General features: G+C 71.0%; 17 protein-coding genes. 6 read left to right on the top strand and 11 right to left on the bottom strand.

Annotation, left to right across the window (positions count from 1 at the left end; genetic code table 11):
* Positions 1 to 75: 75 nt before the first annotated feature.
* The 3 genes from CHC09_RS15215 to CHC09_RS45160 form a co-directional block, all read right to left on the bottom strand.
* The gene (locus tag CHC09_RS15215; RefSeq protein WP_089293755.1) at positions 76 to 747 is read right to left on the bottom strand and encodes a response regulator; all 672 of its coding nucleotides are present in this window, start codon (positions 745 to 747) and stop codon (positions 76 to 78) included.
* A complete protein-coding gene (locus tag CHC09_RS15210; protein ID WP_203833077.1) occupies positions 744 to 1934 on the bottom strand; it encodes a sensor histidine kinase in 1191 nt (396 codons plus the stop codon). Before CHC09_RS15210 ends, CHC09_RS15215 begins: the two co-directional genes overlap by 4 nt.
* 324 nt (positions 1935 to 2258) lie before the next feature.
* A complete protein-coding gene (locus tag CHC09_RS45160) occupies positions 2259 to 2441 on the bottom strand; it encodes a hypothetical protein (protein ID WP_143232341.1) in 183 nt (60 codons plus the stop codon).
* 2 nt (positions 2442 to 2443) lie between these two features.
* Here CHC09_RS45160 and CHC09_RS15205 point away from each other — a divergent pair, with 2 nt between their 5' ends.
* The 3 genes from CHC09_RS15205 to CHC09_RS15195 are packed head-to-tail and all read left to right on the top strand — an operon-like array spanning position 2444 to position 7018.
* Positions 2444 to 4045 carry a glycosyltransferase family 2 protein gene (locus tag CHC09_RS15205; RefSeq protein ID WP_239138221.1) on the top strand — a complete coding sequence of 534 codons (1602 nt, stop codon included), beginning with the start codon at positions 2444 to 2446 and terminating at the stop codon, positions 4043 to 4045.
* Between the two features lie 58 nt (positions 4046 to 4103).
* On the top strand, positions 4104 to 4889 hold the full coding sequence (locus CHC09_RS15200) for a biotin/lipoyl attachment domain-containing protein (protein WP_089293754.1): 786 nt from the start codon (positions 4104 to 4106) through the stop codon (positions 4887 to 4889).
* An 11-nt stretch (positions 4890 to 4900) separates the two neighbouring features.
* On the top strand, positions 4901 to 7018 hold the full coding sequence (locus tag CHC09_RS15195; RefSeq protein ID WP_239138220.1) for a glycosyl hydrolase: 2118 nt from the start codon (positions 4901 to 4903) through the stop codon (positions 7016 to 7018).
* Positions 7019 to 7095: 77 nt separating this feature from the next.
* Here the strand turns inward: CHC09_RS15195 and CHC09_RS15190 are convergent, their stop codons facing one another.
* Positions 7096 to 7536 carry an RICIN domain-containing protein gene (locus CHC09_RS15190; RefSeq protein WP_089293752.1) on the bottom strand — a complete coding sequence of 147 codons (441 nt, stop codon included), beginning with the start codon at positions 7534 to 7536 and terminating at the stop codon, positions 7096 to 7098.
* Between the two features lie 568 nt (positions 7537 to 8104).
* Here CHC09_RS15190 and CHC09_RS15185 point away from each other — a divergent pair.
* Positions 8105 to 8458 (top strand): TraR/DksA family transcriptional regulator, encoded by a 354-nt coding sequence (locus CHC09_RS15185; RefSeq protein ID WP_179277109.1) that lies wholly within the window; start codon positions 8105 to 8107, stop codon positions 8456 to 8458.
* Between the two features lie 17 nt (positions 8459 to 8475).
* On the opposite strand, the gene CHC09_RS15180 is transcribed toward CHC09_RS15185, so the two are convergent.
* The 3 genes from CHC09_RS15180 to CHC09_RS15175 all read right to left on the bottom strand — a co-directional run bounded on the left by CHC09_RS15180 (position 8476) and on the right by CHC09_RS15175 (position 11947).
* The gene (locus CHC09_RS15180; protein ID WP_239138219.1) at positions 8476 to 9720 is read right to left on the bottom strand and encodes a PucR family transcriptional regulator; all 1245 of its coding nucleotides are present in this window, start codon (positions 9718 to 9720) and stop codon (positions 8476 to 8478) included.
* Positions 9721 to 9835: 115 nt separating this feature from the next.
* Entirely contained in the window at positions 9836 to 9994 is a 159-nt protein-coding gene (locus CHC09_RS46280) for a hypothetical protein (RefSeq protein WP_179277108.1), read from the bottom strand.
* A gap of 90 nt (positions 9995 to 10084) precedes the next feature.
* Positions 10085 to 11947 (bottom strand): ricin-type beta-trefoil lectin domain protein, encoded by a 1863-nt coding sequence (locus tag CHC09_RS15175; protein WP_089293749.1) that lies wholly within the window; start codon positions 11945 to 11947, stop codon positions 10085 to 10087.
* 245 nt (positions 11948 to 12192) lie between these two features.
* On the opposite strand from CHC09_RS15175, the gene CHC09_RS15170 reads away from it, so the two are divergent.
* Positions 12193 to 12789, top strand: a complete 597-nt coding sequence (locus CHC09_RS15170) for a short chain dehydrogenase (RefSeq protein ID WP_089293748.1) — start codon at positions 12193 to 12195, stop codon at positions 12787 to 12789.
* 117 nt (positions 12790 to 12906) lie between these two features.
* Here CHC09_RS15170 and CHC09_RS15165 read toward each other — a convergent pair whose 3' ends face one another.
* Complete coding sequence (locus tag CHC09_RS15165) at positions 12907 to 16035, bottom strand: P-loop domain-containing protein (protein ID WP_143232340.1); 3129 nt, start codon at positions 16033 to 16035, stop codon at positions 12907 to 12909.
* 122 nt (positions 16036 to 16157) lie between these two features.
* A complete protein-coding gene (locus CHC09_RS15160; RefSeq protein ID WP_179277107.1) occupies positions 16158 to 16655 on the bottom strand; it encodes a chromosome partitioning protein in 498 nt (165 codons plus the stop codon).
* A gap of 492 nt (positions 16656 to 17147) precedes the next feature.
* Between CHC09_RS15160 and CHC09_RS15155 the strand changes: the two genes are divergently transcribed.
* Positions 17148 to 18044 (top strand): LysR family transcriptional regulator, encoded by an 897-nt coding sequence (locus tag CHC09_RS15155; protein WP_089294172.1) that lies wholly within the window; start codon positions 17148 to 17150, stop codon positions 18042 to 18044.
* A gap of 68 nt (positions 18045 to 18112) precedes the next feature.
* Here CHC09_RS15155 and CHC09_RS48415 read toward each other — a convergent pair whose 3' ends face one another.
* Both CHC09_RS48415 and CHC09_RS15145 read right to left on the bottom strand, forming a co-directional pair.
* Entirely contained in the window at positions 18113 to 18241 is a 129-nt protein-coding gene (locus tag CHC09_RS48415) for a hypothetical protein (protein WP_275407861.1), read from the bottom strand.
* A gap of 66 nt (positions 18242 to 18307) precedes the next feature.
* A complete protein-coding gene (locus tag CHC09_RS15145; protein WP_089293746.1) occupies positions 18308 to 18736 on the bottom strand; it encodes a DUF6069 family protein in 429 nt (142 codons plus the stop codon).
* Positions 18737 to 18749 lie beyond the last annotated feature (13 nt).

The following is an 18749-nucleotide window of genomic DNA, read 5'->3' as shown; positions in this document are numbered from 1 at the left end:
ATCATCGAAGAATTCACATGCCGTTCCATCGCCGCCGGGAGCGGACTCCGATCGGTGGCGAGAGGGATTCCGCTCTCACTCTCCAGAGGGAGACGGCCGACCGGCCACCACGAGACCCGATTCGTAGGCGGCCACCACCGCCTGCGCCCGGTCGCGCAGCCCGAGCTTCGCCAGCACACTGCTGACGTGCGTCTTCACGGTGTGCTCGCTGACCACCATGGCGGCCGCGATCTCGGTGTTGGACAGCCCCCGGCCGAGCATCCGCAGGGTCTCCCGCTCTCGCGGGGTGAGCCGGTCGAGCCCCGCCCACGACCCGGCCGGCGCGCTCTGCCCGCGGACCGCCGTCTCGATCAGCCGGGTGGTGATCGCCGGGGCGAGCAGGGACTCGCCGGCCGCGACCACCCGGACCGCCTGGACCAGCTCCGCCCGCCGGACGTCCTTGAGCAGGAAGCCGCTCGCCCCGGCCCGCAACGCGTCGTAGACATAGTCGTCCTGGCCGAAAGTGGTCAGCATGAGCACCCGGACCGGCTCGCCGTTGAGCCGCCGGGTGGCCTCGATCCCGTCCATGCCGGGCATCCGGATGTCGAGCACCAGCACGTCCGGCGCGTGCTCGACGACCGCGGCGATCGCCTCGGCGCCGTCGGACGCCTCGGCGACGACCTCCAGGTCCGGCTCCGCGTCGAGGATCATGGCGAACGCGCCGCGGATCAGCTCCTGGTCGTCGGCGACGACGACGCGGATGCTCATCGGGCCGCCGCCACCGGCAGCAGCGCCCGGACCCGGAAGCCACGGCCGTCCGGCACAGCGCCCGCCGTCGCCGATCCGCCGCAGCTCACCGCGCGTTCCCGGATGCCGTTCAGCCCACGGCCCAGACCGTCACCCGCCACCGCGCCGTCACCGTCGTCGACGACGGTGACGGCCAGGTCGCCGCCGCTCCAGTCGAGGGCCACGGTCACCGTGCGGGCCCGCGCATGCTTCATCACGTTGGTCAACGCCTCCTGCACGATCCGGTACGCCGCGATCTCGGCGTCGGCGGTCAGCTTTCCAGGGTTTCCGGACACGGTGAGCGTCACCGGTACGGAACCGTTGCTCGACACCCGTTCGACCAGCTCCGGGATGTCGGCCAGGGTCGGCTGCGGAGCGCGGAGGCTCTCCCCGCCGGCCTCCAGCACGCCGAGGATGCGCCGGAGCTGGCCCATGGCGTCCCGGCCGGCCGCGGCGATCGCGTCGAAGGCGGCCTCGGCGCGCTCCGGGCCCTTGCCCATCAGGACCGGGCCGGCCTCCGCCTGGGCGATCATGATGCTCACCCCGTGCGCGAGGATGTCATGCATGTCGCGGGCGATCCGGGACCGTTCCCGCTCGGCCTCGAGTTCCCGCTCGCGTTCCAGGTGCAGCGCGCGTTCCTGCAGGATCCGGACGTGCTCCTGACGGGAGGCCCAGGCGCGGCCCATCGCGTACGCCGCGGTCCACAACAACGCGCCGCGGGCGGCCGTCTCCAGCGAGCCGGTGAAGATGAACGCGCCCCACGCGATGATCACGATGGCGCTGATCCGCTGCCATCTCGGCGCCCGCGCGCCGACGGTGAACATGGCGATCAGCGCGCCGTACCAGAGTGGCTGCCGCGGACCGTCCGGGACCAGGGTGTACGCCGCCGCGGCGAGTTCGCTCGCCATCAGCATCCAGAACGGGAACCGGCGCCGCAGGATCACCGGCAACGACACGGCGACCGCCACCAGGTAACCGCCCACCGGCCACGACCGGCCGGCCGGCGGATCCGCCGAGACGAACGGCGCAAGCTGCGCGGCCAGCGCGGCCAGCGCCAGTCCACTGTCGACCACCACCGGCGGCAGCCGGCGGAGCCGGTCTGCCACAGCCGCCAACGGTCCTGCCACCGCGGTCACCATCCGGCGTTCCGGTCCGGTGACAGGCTGCATGGCAGCATGCTACCCACTTCACGTTCAACCCGTTCGGTGCCGGCGTAGGGTTCAGCGGGTCAGCCATAGCGACGGCTCACGCCACCACCTGCCGGCGCGCACGGCGGGCGTACGCGGGGAACGACCTCGGGCTCAGCCGAACCTCCGAAGCCGATGGCCACCCCCCGAAGGAATTAGGTTGCGTCAATGTTTCTGGTGCGTTGATAAAGCCGGCCGCCAGGTTCTCGCGCCACTGTAACGTCGCTCACTGATCGACTGTTCACGGCGAGTCGAAAATGTTATCGGTTCTTGCTGATTTCAACTCCGGCGAGGTTTAGCCGCAGCTCAGCGAAGCCTGGAGCACGAAGCAAGAAACTGCGATGAACAAATTTGTAGTTCATTTTCGAATATCAAATCGGTGACCTGAATGAAATGTTCCGCCGCCCGCTCGCGAATCGCCGGATCTTCCTGTTGTCTGGATGGCGGCACCGAATCCACGGTGCCGGGCATCAAGGTTTCCGGGAGCATCCATGACGACACCGTCCGCATCACCGGCCCGGCCCGGCACGCGCCTGGCATGGCGGCCGCTGCAGCGCTCGACGCGCGTCGCGATCATCGGCGCGCTCGCCGCCACCGTGTTCTACCAACTGTTCCTGCTCAACCCGGCGTACCGCGGACCGGGCTGGCTGTGGGTGACCATGCTGGCCGCCGAGGGCCTGACCGCCCTGCACCTGGTCGGCACGTGGTGGACCATCCTGGCCCACGACGACCGGTCCGAGCCGGTGAACGCCACGGTCTGGCGCAACCGGCTGCTGGCCGGCGGCGAGGTCCCGTCCATCGACGTGTTCATCACCGCGTACGGGGAGGAGCCGGCGCTGGTCCGCCGCACCGTGGTCGCGGCGCGCGACATGAACCTGGCGCACGGCACCTTCCTGCTCGACGACGGCGACAGCGACGAGCTGCGCCGGATCGCGGACGAGGCGGGCGTCGGTTACCTGCGGCGCGCGGGCGGCGCGCACGCCAAGGCCGGCAACGTCAACGCCGGGCTGGCCCGCACCGACGGCGAGTTCGTGGTCATCTTCGACGCCGACCACGTGCCGGAGCCGAACTTCCTGATCAGCATCCTGCCGCACTTCCAGGACCCGGACGTCGCGTTCGTCCAGTCCCCACAGTCGTACACGAACAACGTCAACCTGGTCGCCACCGGCTCCGGCGAGGCCCAGCGGATCTTCTACGAGCTCGTCTGCCCGGGCAAGAACCATTTCAACGCCGCGTTCTGCGTCGGCACCAACGTGATGTTCCGGCGGGCGGCACTGGACAGCATCGGCGGCATCTGGACGGGCAGCAACTCCGAGGACATCTGGACGTCGATCGAGCTGCACAAGCGCGGTTGGAAATCGATTTACGTGCCGCAGGTACTGGCTCGCGGGCTGGCGCCGCAGGACGTCCCGTCGTACCTGAAACAGCAGTTGCGCTGGGCCGGTGGCGGATTCGAGGTTCTGCTGCGTGGCCGGCTGTTCAAACGCGGAAGCGGCCTGACCATCGACCAGCGCCTGCAATATCTGTTCTGCGGAACGCATTACCTGCTGTCCATGGCAATGCTGACCTTCATGCTGTTCCCGGCGCTCTATCTGCTTTTCGCGCTGAGCCCGATCAGGGCCGACGGCGTCGTCTGGGCCGTCCATTACCTGCCGTTCCAGGCGACCGTGCTGCTGGTCACCTGGCTTCAGTCGGGCGGGTTCAAGCTGTCGGCGATCGTGGCCAGCATCGGCGCCGCACCCGTTCACCTGCGGGCGCTCGGCGGCGTGCTGCTCGGCCGGCCGGCGAAGTGGAAGGTCACCAACGCCGGGGGCGACGGCACCCGGTCACTGTGGGCGGTCATGCCCCTGGTCGCGCTCCTGGTGCTGAACGTCACCGCGATCGTCGTCGGCGTGCTGGTCATGGCCGACCCGGCGCCGACCTGGTTGTCCGTCGGCTGGGCCGCCATGATCGTGCTGATCCTGGGCCGGATGATCCTCGAATCGGTCACGGGCGGCCGGATCCGGCACCACGCGGCCCCGCCCACGGCGTCATCCCCGAGCGACCAGCCGCCCGCCGGCGCACAGCCGCGCCCGGTCGCCGCTGCCGCTTGATCCCGACCACCCCGGCGACAACCGCTGAGCAGGCCACAACGGCCGAGAAAGGCACGTCATGAGCACAGCGATCGACACCGTCACCGACCAGGACGACAACCCCGCCACCGCGCAGAGCCGCGAGGTCGCGCCCGGCCCGGCGCCGGCCGCGCCACGGCGACGCCGGCTGCGCACGGCACTGCGGTTCCTGCGTACGCTCGTCGTGGTCCTGAGCCTGGTCGGCGCGGCCGTGGCCGGCGGCACCTACATCGTGCGCCAGCGCCTCGCCGACCGGGCGTTCGTGGACGCCGGCACCGCCGTGCTGACCGCACAGCCGATCACCGCGGGTTCGGCCGACGCCGCCGTCGTCACCCGGGTGCTGGTCACCGAGCGCCAGAGCGTGACCGCCGGGGCGGTGCTGGCGACGATCACACTGACCGCTGACGGCCGCGCGCCGCGGGTGCAGCAGCTGCGGGTCCCCGCCGCGGGCATCGTCACCGAGATCAACGTCGCACCCGGGCAGATCGCCCGCGCCGGCGAACCGATCGTGACCCTGTACGACCCGACCAAACTGGACTTCCAGGTCGACGTGCCGCTCGAGACGCTCCGTGAACTGCGGCTCGGGATGACCGCCTACGTGGCCGGGCCCGGCCTGCCCGGCCGGATCGCCACGACGCTGCAGCAGGTCAAGCCGAAGGTCGACACCGACCGGCCCACGGCCGCATCCGACCGGCTCACCGTCGTGCTCCGGCCCGAGGCGGCGGATCTCACGACCGTACGGACGCTGGTGCCCGGGCTGCGGTTCGACGTGGTCGTCGACACCACCACGGCGGTCGGCGGTACCCCCGCGGTGAACAGCGCGTGATGCGATCCCGGATGATCGCGACCGCCGTCGCGGCGCTCATCGCGCTGACCGCGTGCAGCTTCGCCCCCGCACCGGACGGCGACCGCCCGGACCCGCCGGCGCAGAAGGGTGGCCAGGTCACGGAGGACGCCGCGACGACGCGGCTCGCCGTTCCCGCGGTGACCGGCCGCGGCAGCATCGCGGGCACCCTGCCGGCGGGCTCCGCGCCGACCAGGGCACCCACCCAGGCCGGCGACCTCACGGGCCAGGCGGTGCCGACCAACCAGTGGTGGAGTTCCGCGCTGACCGGACCCCGCACCCAGCCGATCTGGACCCACCCGCTGGCGGTCCGGGCCACGGCCGACGGTCTGCAGATCAGCGGCGGAGCCGTCACCGCCACCGCGAACGCCATCACCACCGCGTTCCTGCCCGCCCTCACCGTCGGCTCCGCCACCGGCGCCGTCAGCGTCGCGGGCTACGGCGCGTTCCACGTCGTCCTGCGGGTCGAGCTGACCGGTGGCGGCCGGGTCGACGTCACGCTCACCCAGGGCAGCCCGGTTCTCTGGCTGCGCTTCCACGCGGCGGCACCGACCGTGACCGGCGCGTTCCGCGACCTCGGCAGCTCGGCGACCCGGGCCCGCCTCGACATCGCGGGCGGACGCTGGGACGTTCTCGGCGCCGGCCTGACGCTCACCGGCACCACCATCATCGGCTCGGGTGACCAACTCGCCGTCGCCCGGGTGCCCGACGGGGCCGACCGGGCGAGCTGGGAACAGGCCGGCACCGGCGATCCGGTCGTGCAGACCACGGCCACGACGGCGTACGACGCGGTGCGCGGGACGGTCACCCAGACGCTCACCGCCCGGCGAGCCTCGGGCGGCACGGGGGTCTGGGCCCTGTTGCCGCACCAGCGGGCCGGCCTGGTCGCCGGACCGGCCCCGCTGGCCGGCTCCTATCCGGACGCGCGTGGGTCGATGTCCCTCGTCGTGGCGGCCTCGGTGCGGATCGAGGTGCCGATGCCGGGGCTGCTCACCGGCGTACCGGAAACGCCGTTGGACTCGGCCCCGAAGCGGGCCGTGCGGGCCGATCTGGACCGGGACCTGGCCGACCCACCCGGCGCCGGCGGCAGTTACTTCGGCCTCAAGGAGCTCGGCCGGCTGGCCAGCATCGCCGAAGTGGCGGCCGCCGCCGGTGCGGACGCCCAGCGTACGACGGCGCTCGCCCGGCTGAGGCCGCAACTGGTCGACTGGTTGACCTACGGAGGACCCACCGACGGACGCTACTTCGGCTACGACCGGAGCTGGGGCGGGCTGATCGCGGTACCGGCCGAGTTCGGCGCCCAGGACTACAACGACCATCATTTCCAGTACGGCTACCTGGTTCGCGCCGCGGCCGTCCTGGCCACCGCGGACCCCGCGTTCGCCCGCGACTACGGCGACGTGGTCGACCTGATCGTCCGCGACTACGCCGGGTCCCTGGCGATCGGCCCGGCGAGCGGGCTGCCGCCGTTCCGCGCCTTCAACGCCTACCTGGGAAGCTCCGCCGCCTCCGGGTTCGCACCCTTCGCGGACGGCAACAACCAGGAGTCGTCCGGCGAGGCGGTGGCCGCCTGGGAGGCCGTGGTCCGCTGGGGCACGGTCCGCGGCAACCCGGAGATGATCGCGTACGGGGTCGGCCACTACGCCCTCGAGGCCGCTACCGCCCGGATGTACTGGCTCGGTGTGGGGCTGACCCGCCAGCCCGGATACGCGCACACCACAGCCGGCATCGTCTGGGACGCGAAGATCGACTACGCGACGTGGTTCGACCCGAAGCCGGAGTCCGTCCTCGGAATCCAGCTGCTGCCGTTGACCTTCGGCGCGTTCTACCGCGGGCCGTCGGCCACCCGCGAGCGGGAGCTGGGCAGCCGGCCCAGCGTCTGGGGTGACCTGTTCGCCGCCGACCTCGCCCTGTCCGATCCGGGCGCCGCCCGCGGGCGGCTCGACGCGGGTGTCACCCGGGAGGAGAGCACCAGCCGGGCGCTGGTCCGCTACTGGATCGAGACGCTTGCGGTCCTCGGGCCACCACAGCCCGGCGTCCCCGCACCGATCGGTGCGCTGGCGTTCGGGCCGGCGAACGCTCCCCGGGTGGTTCAGGCCCCCGCGAGGTGAACGGCGGGCCGTGCCGTGTGAGGCGCCGCCCGTCCCCGAGGTCGGGGACGGGCGGCGGGATCTCACCCCACAGCGGGTCAGCTCCACCACCAGAACTGCTGGTCGTGGGTGGTGTCGCAGGAGGTGCCGAAGACATCCGTGGCGTTGCTGGACAGACACAGCCTCGAGTCGGTGTTCTGGATCAGGGTGAGGTTGCCGGTGTAGTACGCCTTCTTCCACTTGTGCCAGGTGGTATGAGTGGCGCAGGTGCTGGCGGCAACCGAGTACACCGTGCCGTTGGGGTTGCTGCTGAGGCAGTCCCCACTACCCGTGTTGATCAACTGGCCGTCCGACATCAGGTTCCAGACGTGGTACTGCACGCCGCTGCAGAGCGTCGTGTAAACGTCGGTGCTGAGGTTGTTGCTGAGGCACTTGTCCTCGTAGTACCAGCTGACGAGCCGGCCTTGCCAGACCACCGACGCCGCCTGCGCCGGCGTCCCGAACGCGCCGATGACCACCACGATCGTCGAGACAGTCATCGCCGCCCAGGTGCGAACACGCTGGGCGAATGAACCCCGTTGAACCGTCAGTGCCTTCAAGAGCCCTCCAAGTCGACCGTTACCGAGCGGGAATTGATCTCGGTCCCCGAATCTGGCCTTCCTCGCAGACCCTCGCAGCGACACTCATCAACATCAATATGCGCAGTTCATGATTAAGATCTTGTTCATCCCATATTCGCCGCTGGCACTCGCGGGCCGCCGCTGGTTGCCGACGGTCGGCAACCAATGGCGCGATTTGTCGCCGTTGCGGAACGTGGTCACCGAGTGACCGGGCGGCGATGCTTGACGGGAGCCATCCGCTTTCCTTTCGACTGTCGGTCCGCGCGCGACCGCGGGCCGCGGCAGTTCCAGGAGGTGCCGACATGCAGGGCGAGGCCAGACACGAGACGAAGACCGTGGGTGCCGACCTCCCGTTCCACCCGTTCAGCGCCGATTCGCCCCCGCCGGCCGGCATCAACCGGCGGTCGGGGACAGGCAGCCGGTGCCCGCGGCGCCAGGACGCCGCGGCGAGATGACACCGGACTCGGATCACGCTTCGGGAGGCATGATGACCACCACACTGCAGGCGCCAGGCGTTGCTTCAGCCGAGCTGATGGAGCTGCTGCGCGGCATGCTCGAGGAGCAGTACGCCGTGGACACCGACCGGCTGACGCGGATGACGGTGCACGCCGCGCTCCCCCAGCGCTTCGGTCGTGACCTGCGCACGCTGGCCATCCAGACCACGTCCGTCCGGCGGCGGATCGCCGAGACGGCACAGGCGCTCAGGCGCATGTCCGAGGGCTCCTACGGCCTTTGCGGGGACTGCGATCAGGCGATCCCGCTCGGCCGGCTGCGAGCCAGGCCGCAGGCAACTCGGTGCGCCTCCTGCGAGCGCCGCAGGCCGTTCGCTGCGGCAGGCTAGGCCCGGGCGGTGCCGGATCACGCCGGTACGGGCAGTGGCTCCTGCGGCCAGTTGAGCACTTTGGCACCGAGCACCGCCGTCTGCAGCGTGAACCGGTGCGCGGGGTCCGCCGGGTCGTACCCGGTCAGCGTCTTGACCCGGTCGAGACGGTAGGTGACCGTACGCACCGACACATGCAGCCGCTTCGCCGACTCGGTCGCGACCGCCCCGGTCTCGAAGTAGGCGTGCAACGTGTCGATCAGCGGCCCCGCTCCCCCGCGCGCCTGGCCGAGCGGAGTGAGCACGGCCTGCACCAGGTCGATCATGGCCGGCTGGTCGCGCACCAGAACGCGATAGATGAGCACGTCCTGCGCATTGATGACCGGCGTGTCCGTGCGCAACCTGCCGGCCATGGTGAGCGCCTCGCGGGCCTCCTCGTAGGAGCGGGCGATGCCGTACAGACCGGGGTAGGGCCGCCCGACAGCGACGCGCCAGGGCCGTCCACGGGGCAGCCGGCTCAGCTCCCGGTACGTGAGCCGGCCCAGTTCGTCGGCCGCCTCCAGCGCGGGCGACAGCCGCCCCACCACCCCGGCGTCGGCCGGGGCCAGCACGACCAGCAGACCGTCCTTGGCCGCGACGAGCACGTCACGGTCGCCGAGCCGGTCGAGGACGACCGCCTCCAAGGAGCTGATCGCCGCGTCGGTGTCCGGCAGCCGCCGGCGAGGCGCGGCCAGCACCACCTGATGAACCCGGGCGAGGTCGAGCCCGAACGGTTCGGCCCGCTCCACCAGCGTGCCCAGATCGGAGTCGCCGCGCAGCAGGTCGTCGATCAACTCCCGGCGCAGCGATTCCTCCCGGCGCACCAGGTCACGACGGGCGACCGCGTACCCCTCGGCGAGCGTCGCGACCGCGTCGTCGACGACCTGGAGCACCGCCGCCGCGGCCGCACGCACCGCCTCCCGGTCACGGGAGCGCACCACCATCGGCAACTCGTTCCACAGCCGCCGCGCCGCGGACAGGTAGAGCTGCACCACCCGGCCCGCGGACACGCCCTGCTCAGCGGCCTGGCGGCCGAGCAGGGCCACCGCGTCGAGTTCGCGACGCTCGGCCTGGCGCCCGTACGTCGCGGCGCCGGCCAGCAGGGGCAGGTAGTCGCCGAGCAACTCCACCGGGACCCCACCGGCGTCGCCACTGGCCCCTTCGGCCACGCCGACCAGCCAGGCGTCGTCCGGCTCCGGTGTCGCGGGACGGCGCTCGCCGCGCCGCCGTCCGTCGTCGCTCACGCGCACCACGTCTCCCGACCCTCGACGCCCTCCCCCAGTGATTGCCGACAACCGGCAGTTTAAACCCATTTTGTCCGGGTTTTGTCGTTCTGATCAGGCGAGCCGGCGGGAGCGTTCAGCCGCGATCGCCCTGCCAGGCCACCGTGGCCGGCCACCGGTTGTGGTCGATCAGCTCCCGGACCACGTCCAGCGCCGCGCCGAACGGGACCGTCTCGCTGTTGTCGTGCCGGCACCGAGTTCCTCGACAGCTGAACGGCCCCTGGCGCAACGGCATATCGCGCGGTGATCAAGCGCCGCTCGGCTACCTGGGCGAGAGCCGCGAGCGGTCCGGCGCCGCCCCTGGTGGGCGGCGCCGGAGGCCGACCTACGGAAGGGTCCAGCGCTGATTGTCGCCGGCGAAGCAGTCCCAGATCTGCAGCTTCGTGCCGTCGGCCGAGGACGGGCCGGTGGCGTCCAGGCACTTGCCCAGGGATCGCAGGGTGCCGTCGGTTCCCGCGGTCCACTGCTGGGCCGCGGTGCCGTTGCAGTCGTAGATCTGGACCTTGGTGCCGTTCGCGCTGGACGCGGCGTTGACGTCGAGGCACTTGCCGAGAGCGCGGATCGTGCCGTCCGAGCCGACGGTCCAGGTCTGCGCCGAGGTGCCGTTGCAGGTGTAAAGCTGCACCTGGGTGCCGTTGGCGGAAGACGCGCCGGGAACGTCGACGCACTTGCCGCCGTAGCCGGTGATCTGACCCGAACGCGACGGGCTCGTGCCGGCGTCGCCCGCGCCCGCCCACACGTAGGTGCCGGTGGTCTTCGCCGGCAGGGTGCTGGTGAACTGGCGGCTACCGGCGCGCAGCGTGAAGGTCTGGTTCGACGCGGTCTGGTTGACCACGACGGTGACCAGGGAGTTGTCCGGGTTCACGAACGCCACATCGGTGACCGTTCCGGTCGAGCCGTAGCCGGTGGCGACGCGCTTCGCGCCGGGCTGCACGAACTTCGAGAACTGGGCGATCATGTTGTAGTCGGGGGTCTTCCAGAACGTGTCGGGGTTCGACGTGCTCTGCACCAGCATCGTCGGGTCGGGCGAGCCGCTCCAGCGCTCCGGCGAGCGGTTCTGGTCGAGCATCGAGACCCAGCCCTGGTAGAGGGTGGACTGGTTGCGGAAATACTGGACGACCCGGTCCGCGCCCGAGGTGCCCCAGACCGAGCGCTCGGTCATCAGCACGTCCTTGTCGGGGAACTGCGCCTTGACGGTCGCCATCGCGGACGGGTCACCGGCGTAGTCGTGGAAGGCGATCCCGTCGACCGAGGACCGTGCGTCATTGGTCAAGACCCCTTGGGCGTACGACACACCCTCGCTGAAGTTATGATCGAAAGCCCAGATCCTGGTGGCGCCCAGCCCGTTGTTCGTGAGTTCGGCGCGCAGCGCGATCGCGAGACGCCGTTCCTGATCGGCCGTGACCTTCATGCCCGGGTAGTCGGCGGGCTCGAACAGCGGCTCGTTCTGCAGGGTCAGGCCGTAGATCGGGATGCCCTGTGCCGCGTACGCCTGAATCGCCTTGCGGTAGTAGGTCGCCAGCGTGGGGATGTACTGGTCGAGCAGGCTGCCCGTGATGATCGCGTTGCTGGACTTCATCCACGGTGGAGCCGACCACGCGCTCGCGAAGATCTTCAGGTTCGGGTTGATCGCGAGCGCCTCGCGTACCGTCGAAATGATCTTGTAATCGAGGTCCCGCTGGATCGAGAAGCGCGACAGCGACGGATCGGCGGCGCCGTCGTCGTAGGTGTAGAAATCGTGCGAGGTGAAGTCGCTGGTGCCGAACGTGATCCGGGCGACGTTGAAGCCCGCCCCGGCGTTCGGGTCGACCAGTGCGCGCAGGGCGTTCGTGCGGCCGGCCGCGCTCATCCGGGCCAGGTTGAAGATCGTCGACTCCTCCAGCGAGGACCCGACGCCGAGCACGGTCTGGAACTTCTGATCGGTGTCGACCGAGATCGTGGCGGTGCCGCCGGCCGCCGCGGTGGCGATGTCGGCCTGCCTGCTGAGCTGGTACGGGGTGCCGGCCAGGCCGGTGGCGGGGCTGGTGTACCAGTTGGCGTTCTTCGGCTCGTAGCCCGCGGTGCGCGACTCGGAGCTGAACCAGGCCTGCACGCTCGCGGCGGGGGCCGCCTGGGCGGCTTGCGGGACGAACAGGCCCGCGGTGGCGAGCAGGCCCACCAACAGGCCGGCAGAACGGGGACGGGTCATTCGACGGGCCTCTCGACTGAGTCGAAATAGTTAAGAAACTGAACGGAAATCCTTCCGGCCTCATCGACCCGCGTCAACGTTCTGGACCCTCGCCGCCGAAGCGAGGAGCAGAAAACTGTGAAACACCGCAGTCGCCGGCATCAGGACGGCGCGCGACGGTCGGCCCATCCGCCGGGCCAACCAGGAGCGACGACACAGCGCCGAGCATTTCCCCGCCGCTCGAAGGCGGCGCTACCGTCGTCGGCATGCGGATTCTTCTCGCCGGGGCGACCGGCAAACTCGGTGCGTTCCTCCACACGGCGCTCGCCGACCGCGGACACGAGATCGTGACGGTGGCCCGCAGCGGCGGCGCCCTGCGCTACGACATCACCGACCCGGCCCAGGTCGCCGCGATGTACCAGGCGGCCGGCGAGCTGGACGCGGTGGTCAGTGCCGCCGGCCACGTGCCGTACAGGACGATCGCCGAGATGACCCCGGACGACTATCTGGCCGCCTTCCACGGCAAGGTGGCCGGCCAGATCGAACTGGTACGCCAGGGGATCTCGCGCGTCGCCGAACGCGGCTCCTTCACGCTGATCACCGGCGTCCTGGCACGTGAGCCGATCCCCACCGGCACCGCCGCCTCCATGGCCAACGGCGCGATCGAAGCCTTCGTCCGGGCCGCCGCCATCGAGATCGCTCCGCAACGGGTCAACGCCATCAGCCCCACCGTGTTCACCGAGAGCCTCGACGCGTACGCGGACTTCTTCCCCGGCATGGAATCGGTCGATCTGGCCCGCGTCGCCCAGGCCTACATCCGCTCCGTCGAGGGCGCCCAGACCGGACAGATCTACGCCCTGTAGGCAGCTTGCCGGGGCCGCTCAGGATAGTCGCCGAACGATTCCTGGGCGGCCAGGCCCGGTAGGCCGCCACGACGAGCAAGCGGCCGGGCCGTTCATCGAACGAGCATGCGGCGCCGGCTACGCGGCAGGCAAGATCGCGTCTTCGGTCGCCACATCCGCAACGCTGATCACCACGTCCGGCGCGATCCGCGCCACCACCGGCAACGGTATCCACCACGGACCTGCCGCGAACGCCTCGCCCAACAATCGATACGCGCCCGGCGGACCGACGACCCGCGCCAGCGCGGTCAGCGCCTTCCCCTGCTCGTACGGGTCGGTGATGGAGAGGGCGGTCTGCTCGGCCCGGTCATGCTCGCCGGCCACCGCCAAGGCGCCGGCCAGTGTGGCCAACGCCCTGGCCTGATCGTGCGGGTCGGTGGTGGCGCGGGCGATCTGCTCGGCCCGGTCATGCTCGCCGGCCCCGGCCACCGCCTCGATATTCGCGAGCAACGCCTCGAGCGGGCTGATCGGAAGGGCGTTGTGGACCAGGCCGGCCTGCTCGGCGCGATCGTAGTCACCAGTCCCGGCCACTTCCCCGGCGACGACGGCCAGCGCCCTGGCCTGCCGGTTCGGGTCGGTGAGTCCGCGGGCGATCTGCTCAGCGCGAGCGTGATCACCGGTCACGGCCACCGCTCGGACCACCGCGATCAACGCCTCGGTCTGCCGGTACGGGTCAGCGACGGACCGTGCGATCCGTCCGGCGTCGGCGGCCAGCCTCCGTCCCCGATCGTGGTCGCCGGCCGTGGCCGCCGCTCGGGCCACCACGGTCAACGCCTCGGCCTGCTGGTACGGCTCGGTGAGACCACGGGCGATCTGCTCGGCGCGATCGTGGTCGCCGACCGCCGCCACCTTCCGGAGCACGACGATCAGTGCCTGCCTCTGCTCCTTCGGGTCGGAGACGGACCAGGCGATCTGCTCCGCGTCGGCGGCCAGCCGTCGGACCCGGTCGTCGTCACCGGTCCCGGCCACCGCACCGATCACCATGACCAGCGCTTGGACCTGCCAGTACGGGTCGGGGACGGAGCGGGCGATCTGCTCAGCACGATCGTGATCACCGGCCACGGCCATCTCCCGGACCACATCGGCCAGCGCTTGCGCCCGCCCCGGAAGGTACGGGTCGGGGATGGAGCGAGCGATCTGCTCAGCGCGGCCGTGGTCACCGGCCGCGGCCACCTCCCGGACCACATCGGCCAGTGCCAGCACCTGCTGGATCCGGTCGGTGATGGAGCGGGCGACACGCTCGGCCCGGTCGTGTTCACCAGCGGCGGCCATCTCCCGGGCCACCTCGGTCAGTGCCGACTCCCGCATACCCGTATCGGTGAGAGCGCGGGCGATCCGCTCAGCGCGATCGCGGTCACCGGCCGCGGCCAGCACCGGGGCCACCTCGCTCAACGCCTGGTCCCGCCAGTAGGAGTCGGCAATGGACCGGGCGATCTGCTCCGCGTCGGCGGCCAGCCGTCGTGCCCGGTCGTGGTCGCCGGAGACGGCCAGCGCGGTCAGCACTTCGACCCGCTGGTACGGGTCGGGGCCGGACCGGGCGATCTGCTCGGCCCGATCGGGGTCGCCGGCCACGGCCACCGCCTTGACCAGCATGGTCAAGGCGGTGGCCTGGTGGTACCAGACGGGGATGGACCGGGCGATCTGCTCGGCGTCGGCGGCGAGCCGCCAGGCCCGGCCGTGGTCGCCGGCCGCGGCCGCCGCCTTGACCAGCATGGTCAACGCCGCGGCCTGCCGGGACTGGTCGGGGATGGAACGGGCGAGGGCTTCGGCGTGGTCGGGGTCGCCGGCAGCGGCTACCGCCGGCACCACCGCGGCCAGCGCCTCCGCCTGCTGGTCCGGGCCGGGGATGGACCGGGCGAACGCGTCGGCGCGGGCGGGATGGCCGAGTTGCGCCCACACGGCGGGCAGATCGGTGGGGATCTTGGTGTTGCGGTCGGCCAGGCTGTTGCGGCGGATCGAGAGCAGCGCCATGACTTCGAGGTCGGGTTCGGGTTCGGCGAGCACGAGGTTCTGGGCAAGGATGATCTCGTTGATGGCGGTGGTGTCTCCGCCGGAGAGGTCGAACATCCGGTCGTGCCGGACCGAGTCGGTGGCCAGGTCGACCAGCCGGGGCAGATCCCGGGTGTCGGCGAGCACGCGTGGGTAGCCGCGCATCAGGTATTCCGGGGTACCGGCCGGCCAGGCCGGACGCGTGTCGCCGGGGGTGCGGTAGTTGTCGGCCCAGGCGTGCAGGCGGGCACGATAGGCGGCGAGCCGGGACTCGCCGAGGTAGCCGGCGGCGGTCTGCTGCAGTTCCTCATGGCCGAGCAGATACACCTCCGGTCCGGCGACCGGATCCCAGTGCGCGGCGCGGCGGGTGAAGGTACGCCCGGCCACGGTGTGCAGCACGTCCTCGATGTCGAGCGGATCGGCTTCGGTCAACTCCCGCAGATCCGCACCGGACAGGCCCCCACGGGCCGCGGTCAGCAGACCGAGTAGGTCCTGCTCGACGCGGGTGCCGTTGAGGAGACGTCTGAGTTCGTCCCTGCCGAGATGTTGCAGATTCTGTGCGTACGGGGACGCCGTGAGCCGGCGCACGATGCCCGGATCCCGCAGCGGATGCCAGTGCGGCACGTCGTCGGGGATCGGCGGGTCCGGCCGGCCGGCCACGACGATCCGCATCCCGGCCGGCGGGTTCGCGGGCAGCAGCCCGGCGATGCTGTGCGCGCCGTCGCCGCCGGTGGTGCTGCGGTCCTCGTCCAGGCCGTCCACCAGCAACACCAGCCGCGTCTCCCGCCGCAGGCAGGTCGCGGCCGCCCGCGTCAGCAGGTCCAGCATCCACCTCTCCCGCGACCCCTCATCGACCACCGGGGGCGGCTTCTCGCCGGTCAACGCCACCAGTTGCTCGGTCACCGCCGCCGTGAACGCCGCCCGGGTGTCGGAACCGGCCAGCCGGGCGGTGATGAAGAACACCACCACCCGCACCCGCTCCCGGACCTGCGCGGGCGGGTTCAGCACGAAGGTCGACAGCAGCGCCGACTTACCCGCCCACGGCCCCGCCTGCCACCACACATACGGGCCCCGATGGTCGTCCAGACAGAACCGGGCCAGCTCGGCCAACTCCGGGTCTCGGTCCTGCAACTCGGGTGGGGCGATCCGGCGTACCTGCGCCAGATAGGCCGACCGCGCCGCCGCCGACGGCCCCGCCCCGGACAGAAACACATTCACGACCCCGGCCGTACCGACCCCGATCCCGCCGTGCTCGCCATACCCGACCACGGCCGGCCCGCCGGCCGCCGCAGCCCGCCACCGCGGCCGCCCGTCAAGGGTGCCGCCGTCACCGGGTCCGGTCAGTGGCCGGGCCGACCCGGCATCTGAGGGCCCGCCCCGTCACCCGGCCCGACCTGGCCGATGTTGACCGTGCTGACCTGCGCGAACGCGGTCCCGTGATCATGCGCGGTCGCGCTCGCCGCCCCGGTGAAGACCGTCGATCCCGGCCCGGCCAGCACCTGTGTACCCGCCGGGTGCTGCGTCGCCCGCACCTGTGCCACCAACTCCGCCACCATCACGGCGAACTTCTCGTCCCGGCGCGCGGCCGCGGTCACCGCCAGCTCGACCTGCTGCCGAGTCAACTCACTGACCTGCCCCGACTCGCTGGCAGCCTCCGCCGCCAGATCCTCCTGCACCGGCTCACCCAACCGGGCCAGCACCACCTCGTGCAACCGATCCGCGCCCGCGTCGATCGCCGCGTCCACCGTCTCGTCCATCCGGCCCGCGGCCCGCCGCGCCTTGCGCACCGCCCAAGCGATCACCATCCCGGCGACCACCGAAGCCTCCACCACCGGCACGAGCCATCCCCTCCCCGACCAGCCGCATCCCACTGTGGACCGCCCGAACCACCGTACCGACCGACCGAACCGCGACCCGCCACCCGAACGAGCGATATCCCGGCCCAAGAGTCGGATCCTCGCGGCCCCGGTCAGCGGTCAGGACAGCAGGGCCTCACCCCGGGAGTCTCAGCGGTGCCCGGCGAGAATCCACCATTCTGCGAATCTGTTTCGCCCACCGGACCGCTGCCTCGGTCTCAAACTCCGCCACTCGGCCGGCCGCCATCGAGGATGTACGCGGCAAGCGGCGTACCGGGTTTCGGATAGGGCCGACCGCACTCGCCACCGCCAGGGCCACCGGCATACCGCTCGGTCGAACTCGCGAACGATTCCGATTGATCTGAGCCCGCGGGTCCATCCACTGTGGGCTAAGGTCTGAGCGCCTCGACAGGGGCGGTCTGCGGCGCTGTCGCCTTGGTAGCGTTTCGGGATCGAACCGGGTGAGGGGTGCGGGTGGAGCTGCGGGACATCGAATTGTTCCTCACCTTGGCCGAGGAGCTGCACTTCGGCCGTACCGCCGCTCGGCTGCACGTGTCCCAGGCCCGGGTCAGCCAGGCGATCAGCCGGCAGGAGCGGCTTCTCGGCGCCCCATTGTTCGACCGGTCCAATCGCCGCCAGACCCAATTGACCCCATTCGGCCAGCAGCTGCGCGACGACCTTCAGCCGGTGTACGCCGGTCTGCAGAAGACGATGGAACGCGCCCGCCTGGCCGCTCAGGGCATCACGGGCGTCCTGCGCGTCGGCATGCTGCCGATCAACGCCCACGACTATCGGGCCTACTGGGAGACGTTCCGCACCCGGCACCCGCAGTGGAAGCTGCGGATCCAGCACGCGCCCTTCACCGACCCGTTCGCCGGGCTTCGCCGCGGTGACATCGACGTTCTGGTCGGCTGGCTTCCCGTCGAGGAGCCCGACCTCACCGTGGGGCCGGTCCTGATCGCCGAGCCCCGGGTGCTCGCCGTGGCCGCGGAGCACGAACTCGCCCGTCATACCTCGGTCACCCTGGAGATGGCCGGCGACTTTCAGCTTCCCGGCGGTGTGAACGCACCGGACTACTGGTTCGACGCCTACATTCCGCCCTACAGCCCGCGCGGCCGCAGAATCGAGCGCAGCCGCACCGTCAGCAACAACGAAGAGGTCCTCACCCTGATCAGTACGGGAGAGCTCGTCACGCCCTATCCGGCCCATATGATCCGGTACTCGGCCCGTCCGGACATCGTCTACCGGCCCATCCGGGACATCACCCCGCTGCCGTACGCGATCTTATGGCACAGCGAGTCGGAGAACGATCTCATCCGAGCCTTCGCCCGGACCGTCCAAGACCTCGGACGCCATCCCCTGAGCGAATGAGTCGCGGCGATCGGCGTTCCGATGGTCCGGAACGCCGATCCGCGCCCACTGCCTGTCCGGGTCGAGCGTCAGAGGCTGCGGGCGATGATGTCGCCGTACGAGGTGGTCGCGTGGATGTCGAGTTCGACCGAGCCGTCGCTCTTGAGGCTGTTCTCGACCCGGCCGTAACCGGCACCGGCGTTCAGAGCCGCCGACACCCCCGGAATCGGCGGCCGCCGCCCTACCCTCCACCCGATTCGACTCACCTACGCGTTCGCGGTACCTCAGCCGCGCGGCGGCATCAGCTTCCGGTAGGCCGGGACGGCCGCCGCGGCCACGCCGAAGTGCATCAGCATCAGCGCGATCACGCCGCCCGTGGTGGTGCCCGGCTGCGACTTGGAGACCAGCAGCATGACGTCCGGGATGAGCGACAGGACCAGGACGAGCGGCACCAGCACGCGCAGCACCCGGCCGGCGTCGGCGCTACGGTTGACCACCTCGCGCCAGACGATCGCCGAGATCAGCGTCCCGATCACCGTCAGCGGTCCGTAGACCGGCAGGGTGAGCTGCATGAACTCGCTCGGCGCCCCGAGCGCGCGGGCCACCAGCGCGATCACCGTGTTGACCACCAGGGCACCGGCCACGGCGATGCCGAGCGCGGTCAGGGTCGCTTTCCAGGTCACGCGGGTGGCGGGCAGTGCGGTGGCGGCCATCTGGAGCCCCTCT

The organism is Actinoplanes regularis (genome assembly GCF_900188005.1).
In the GTDB taxonomy this organism is placed as follows: domain Bacteria; phylum Actinomycetota; class Actinomycetes; order Mycobacteriales; family Micromonosporaceae; genus Actinoplanes; species Actinoplanes regularis.
Note: the sequence above shows the minus strand (reverse complement) of the source record. Positions and strands in the feature narration are given on the sequence as shown.

What these genes read in the sequence shown, in the direction of transcription:
- CHC09_RS15145 (WP_089293746.1), bottom strand. Translation starts at nt 18,736, where the DNA reads ATGGCCGCCACCGCACTGCCCGCCACCCGCGTGACCTGGAAAGCGACC.
- CHC09_RS15200 (WP_089293754.1), top strand. Translation starts at nt 4,104, where the DNA reads ATGAGCACAGCGATCGACACCGTCACCGACCAGGACGACAACCCCGCC.
- CHC09_RS15170 (WP_089293748.1), top strand. Translation starts at nt 12,193, where the DNA reads ATGCGGATTCTTCTCGCCGGGGCGACCGGCAAACTCGGTGCGTTCCTC.
- CHC09_RS15185 (WP_179277109.1), top strand. Translation starts at nt 8,105, where the DNA reads ATGACCACCACACTGCAGGCGCCAGGCGTTGCTTCAGCCGAGCTGATG.
- CHC09_RS15175 (WP_089293749.1), bottom strand. Translation starts at nt 11,947, where the DNA reads ATGACCCGTCCCCGTTCTGCCGGCCTGTTGGTGGGCCTGCTCGCCACC.
- CHC09_RS15205 (WP_239138221.1), top strand. Translation starts at nt 2,444, where the DNA reads ATGACGACACCGTCCGCATCACCGGCCCGGCCCGGCACGCGCCTGGCA.
- CHC09_RS15210 (WP_203833077.1), bottom strand. Translation starts at nt 1,934, where the DNA reads ATGCAGCCTGTCACCGGACCGGAACGCCGGATGGTGACCGCGGTGGCA.
- CHC09_RS45160 (WP_143232341.1), bottom strand. Translation starts at nt 2,441, where the DNA reads ATGCTCCCGGAAACCTTGATGCCCGGCACCGTGGATTCGGTGCCGCCA.
- CHC09_RS15190 (WP_089293752.1), bottom strand. Translation starts at nt 7,536, where the DNA reads ATGACTGTCTCGACGATCGTGGTGGTCATCGGCGCGTTCGGGACGCCG.
- CHC09_RS15215 (WP_089293755.1), bottom strand. Translation starts at nt 747, where the DNA reads ATGAGCATCCGCGTCGTCGTCGCCGACGACCAGGAGCTGATCCGCGGC.
- CHC09_RS15195 (WP_239138220.1), top strand. Translation starts at nt 4,901, where the DNA reads ATGATCGCGACCGCCGTCGCGGCGCTCATCGCGCTGACCGCGTGCAGC.
- CHC09_RS46280 (WP_179277108.1), bottom strand. Translation starts at nt 9,994, where the DNA reads ATGCCGTTGCGCCAGGGGCCGTTCAGCTGTCGAGGAACTCGGTGCCGG.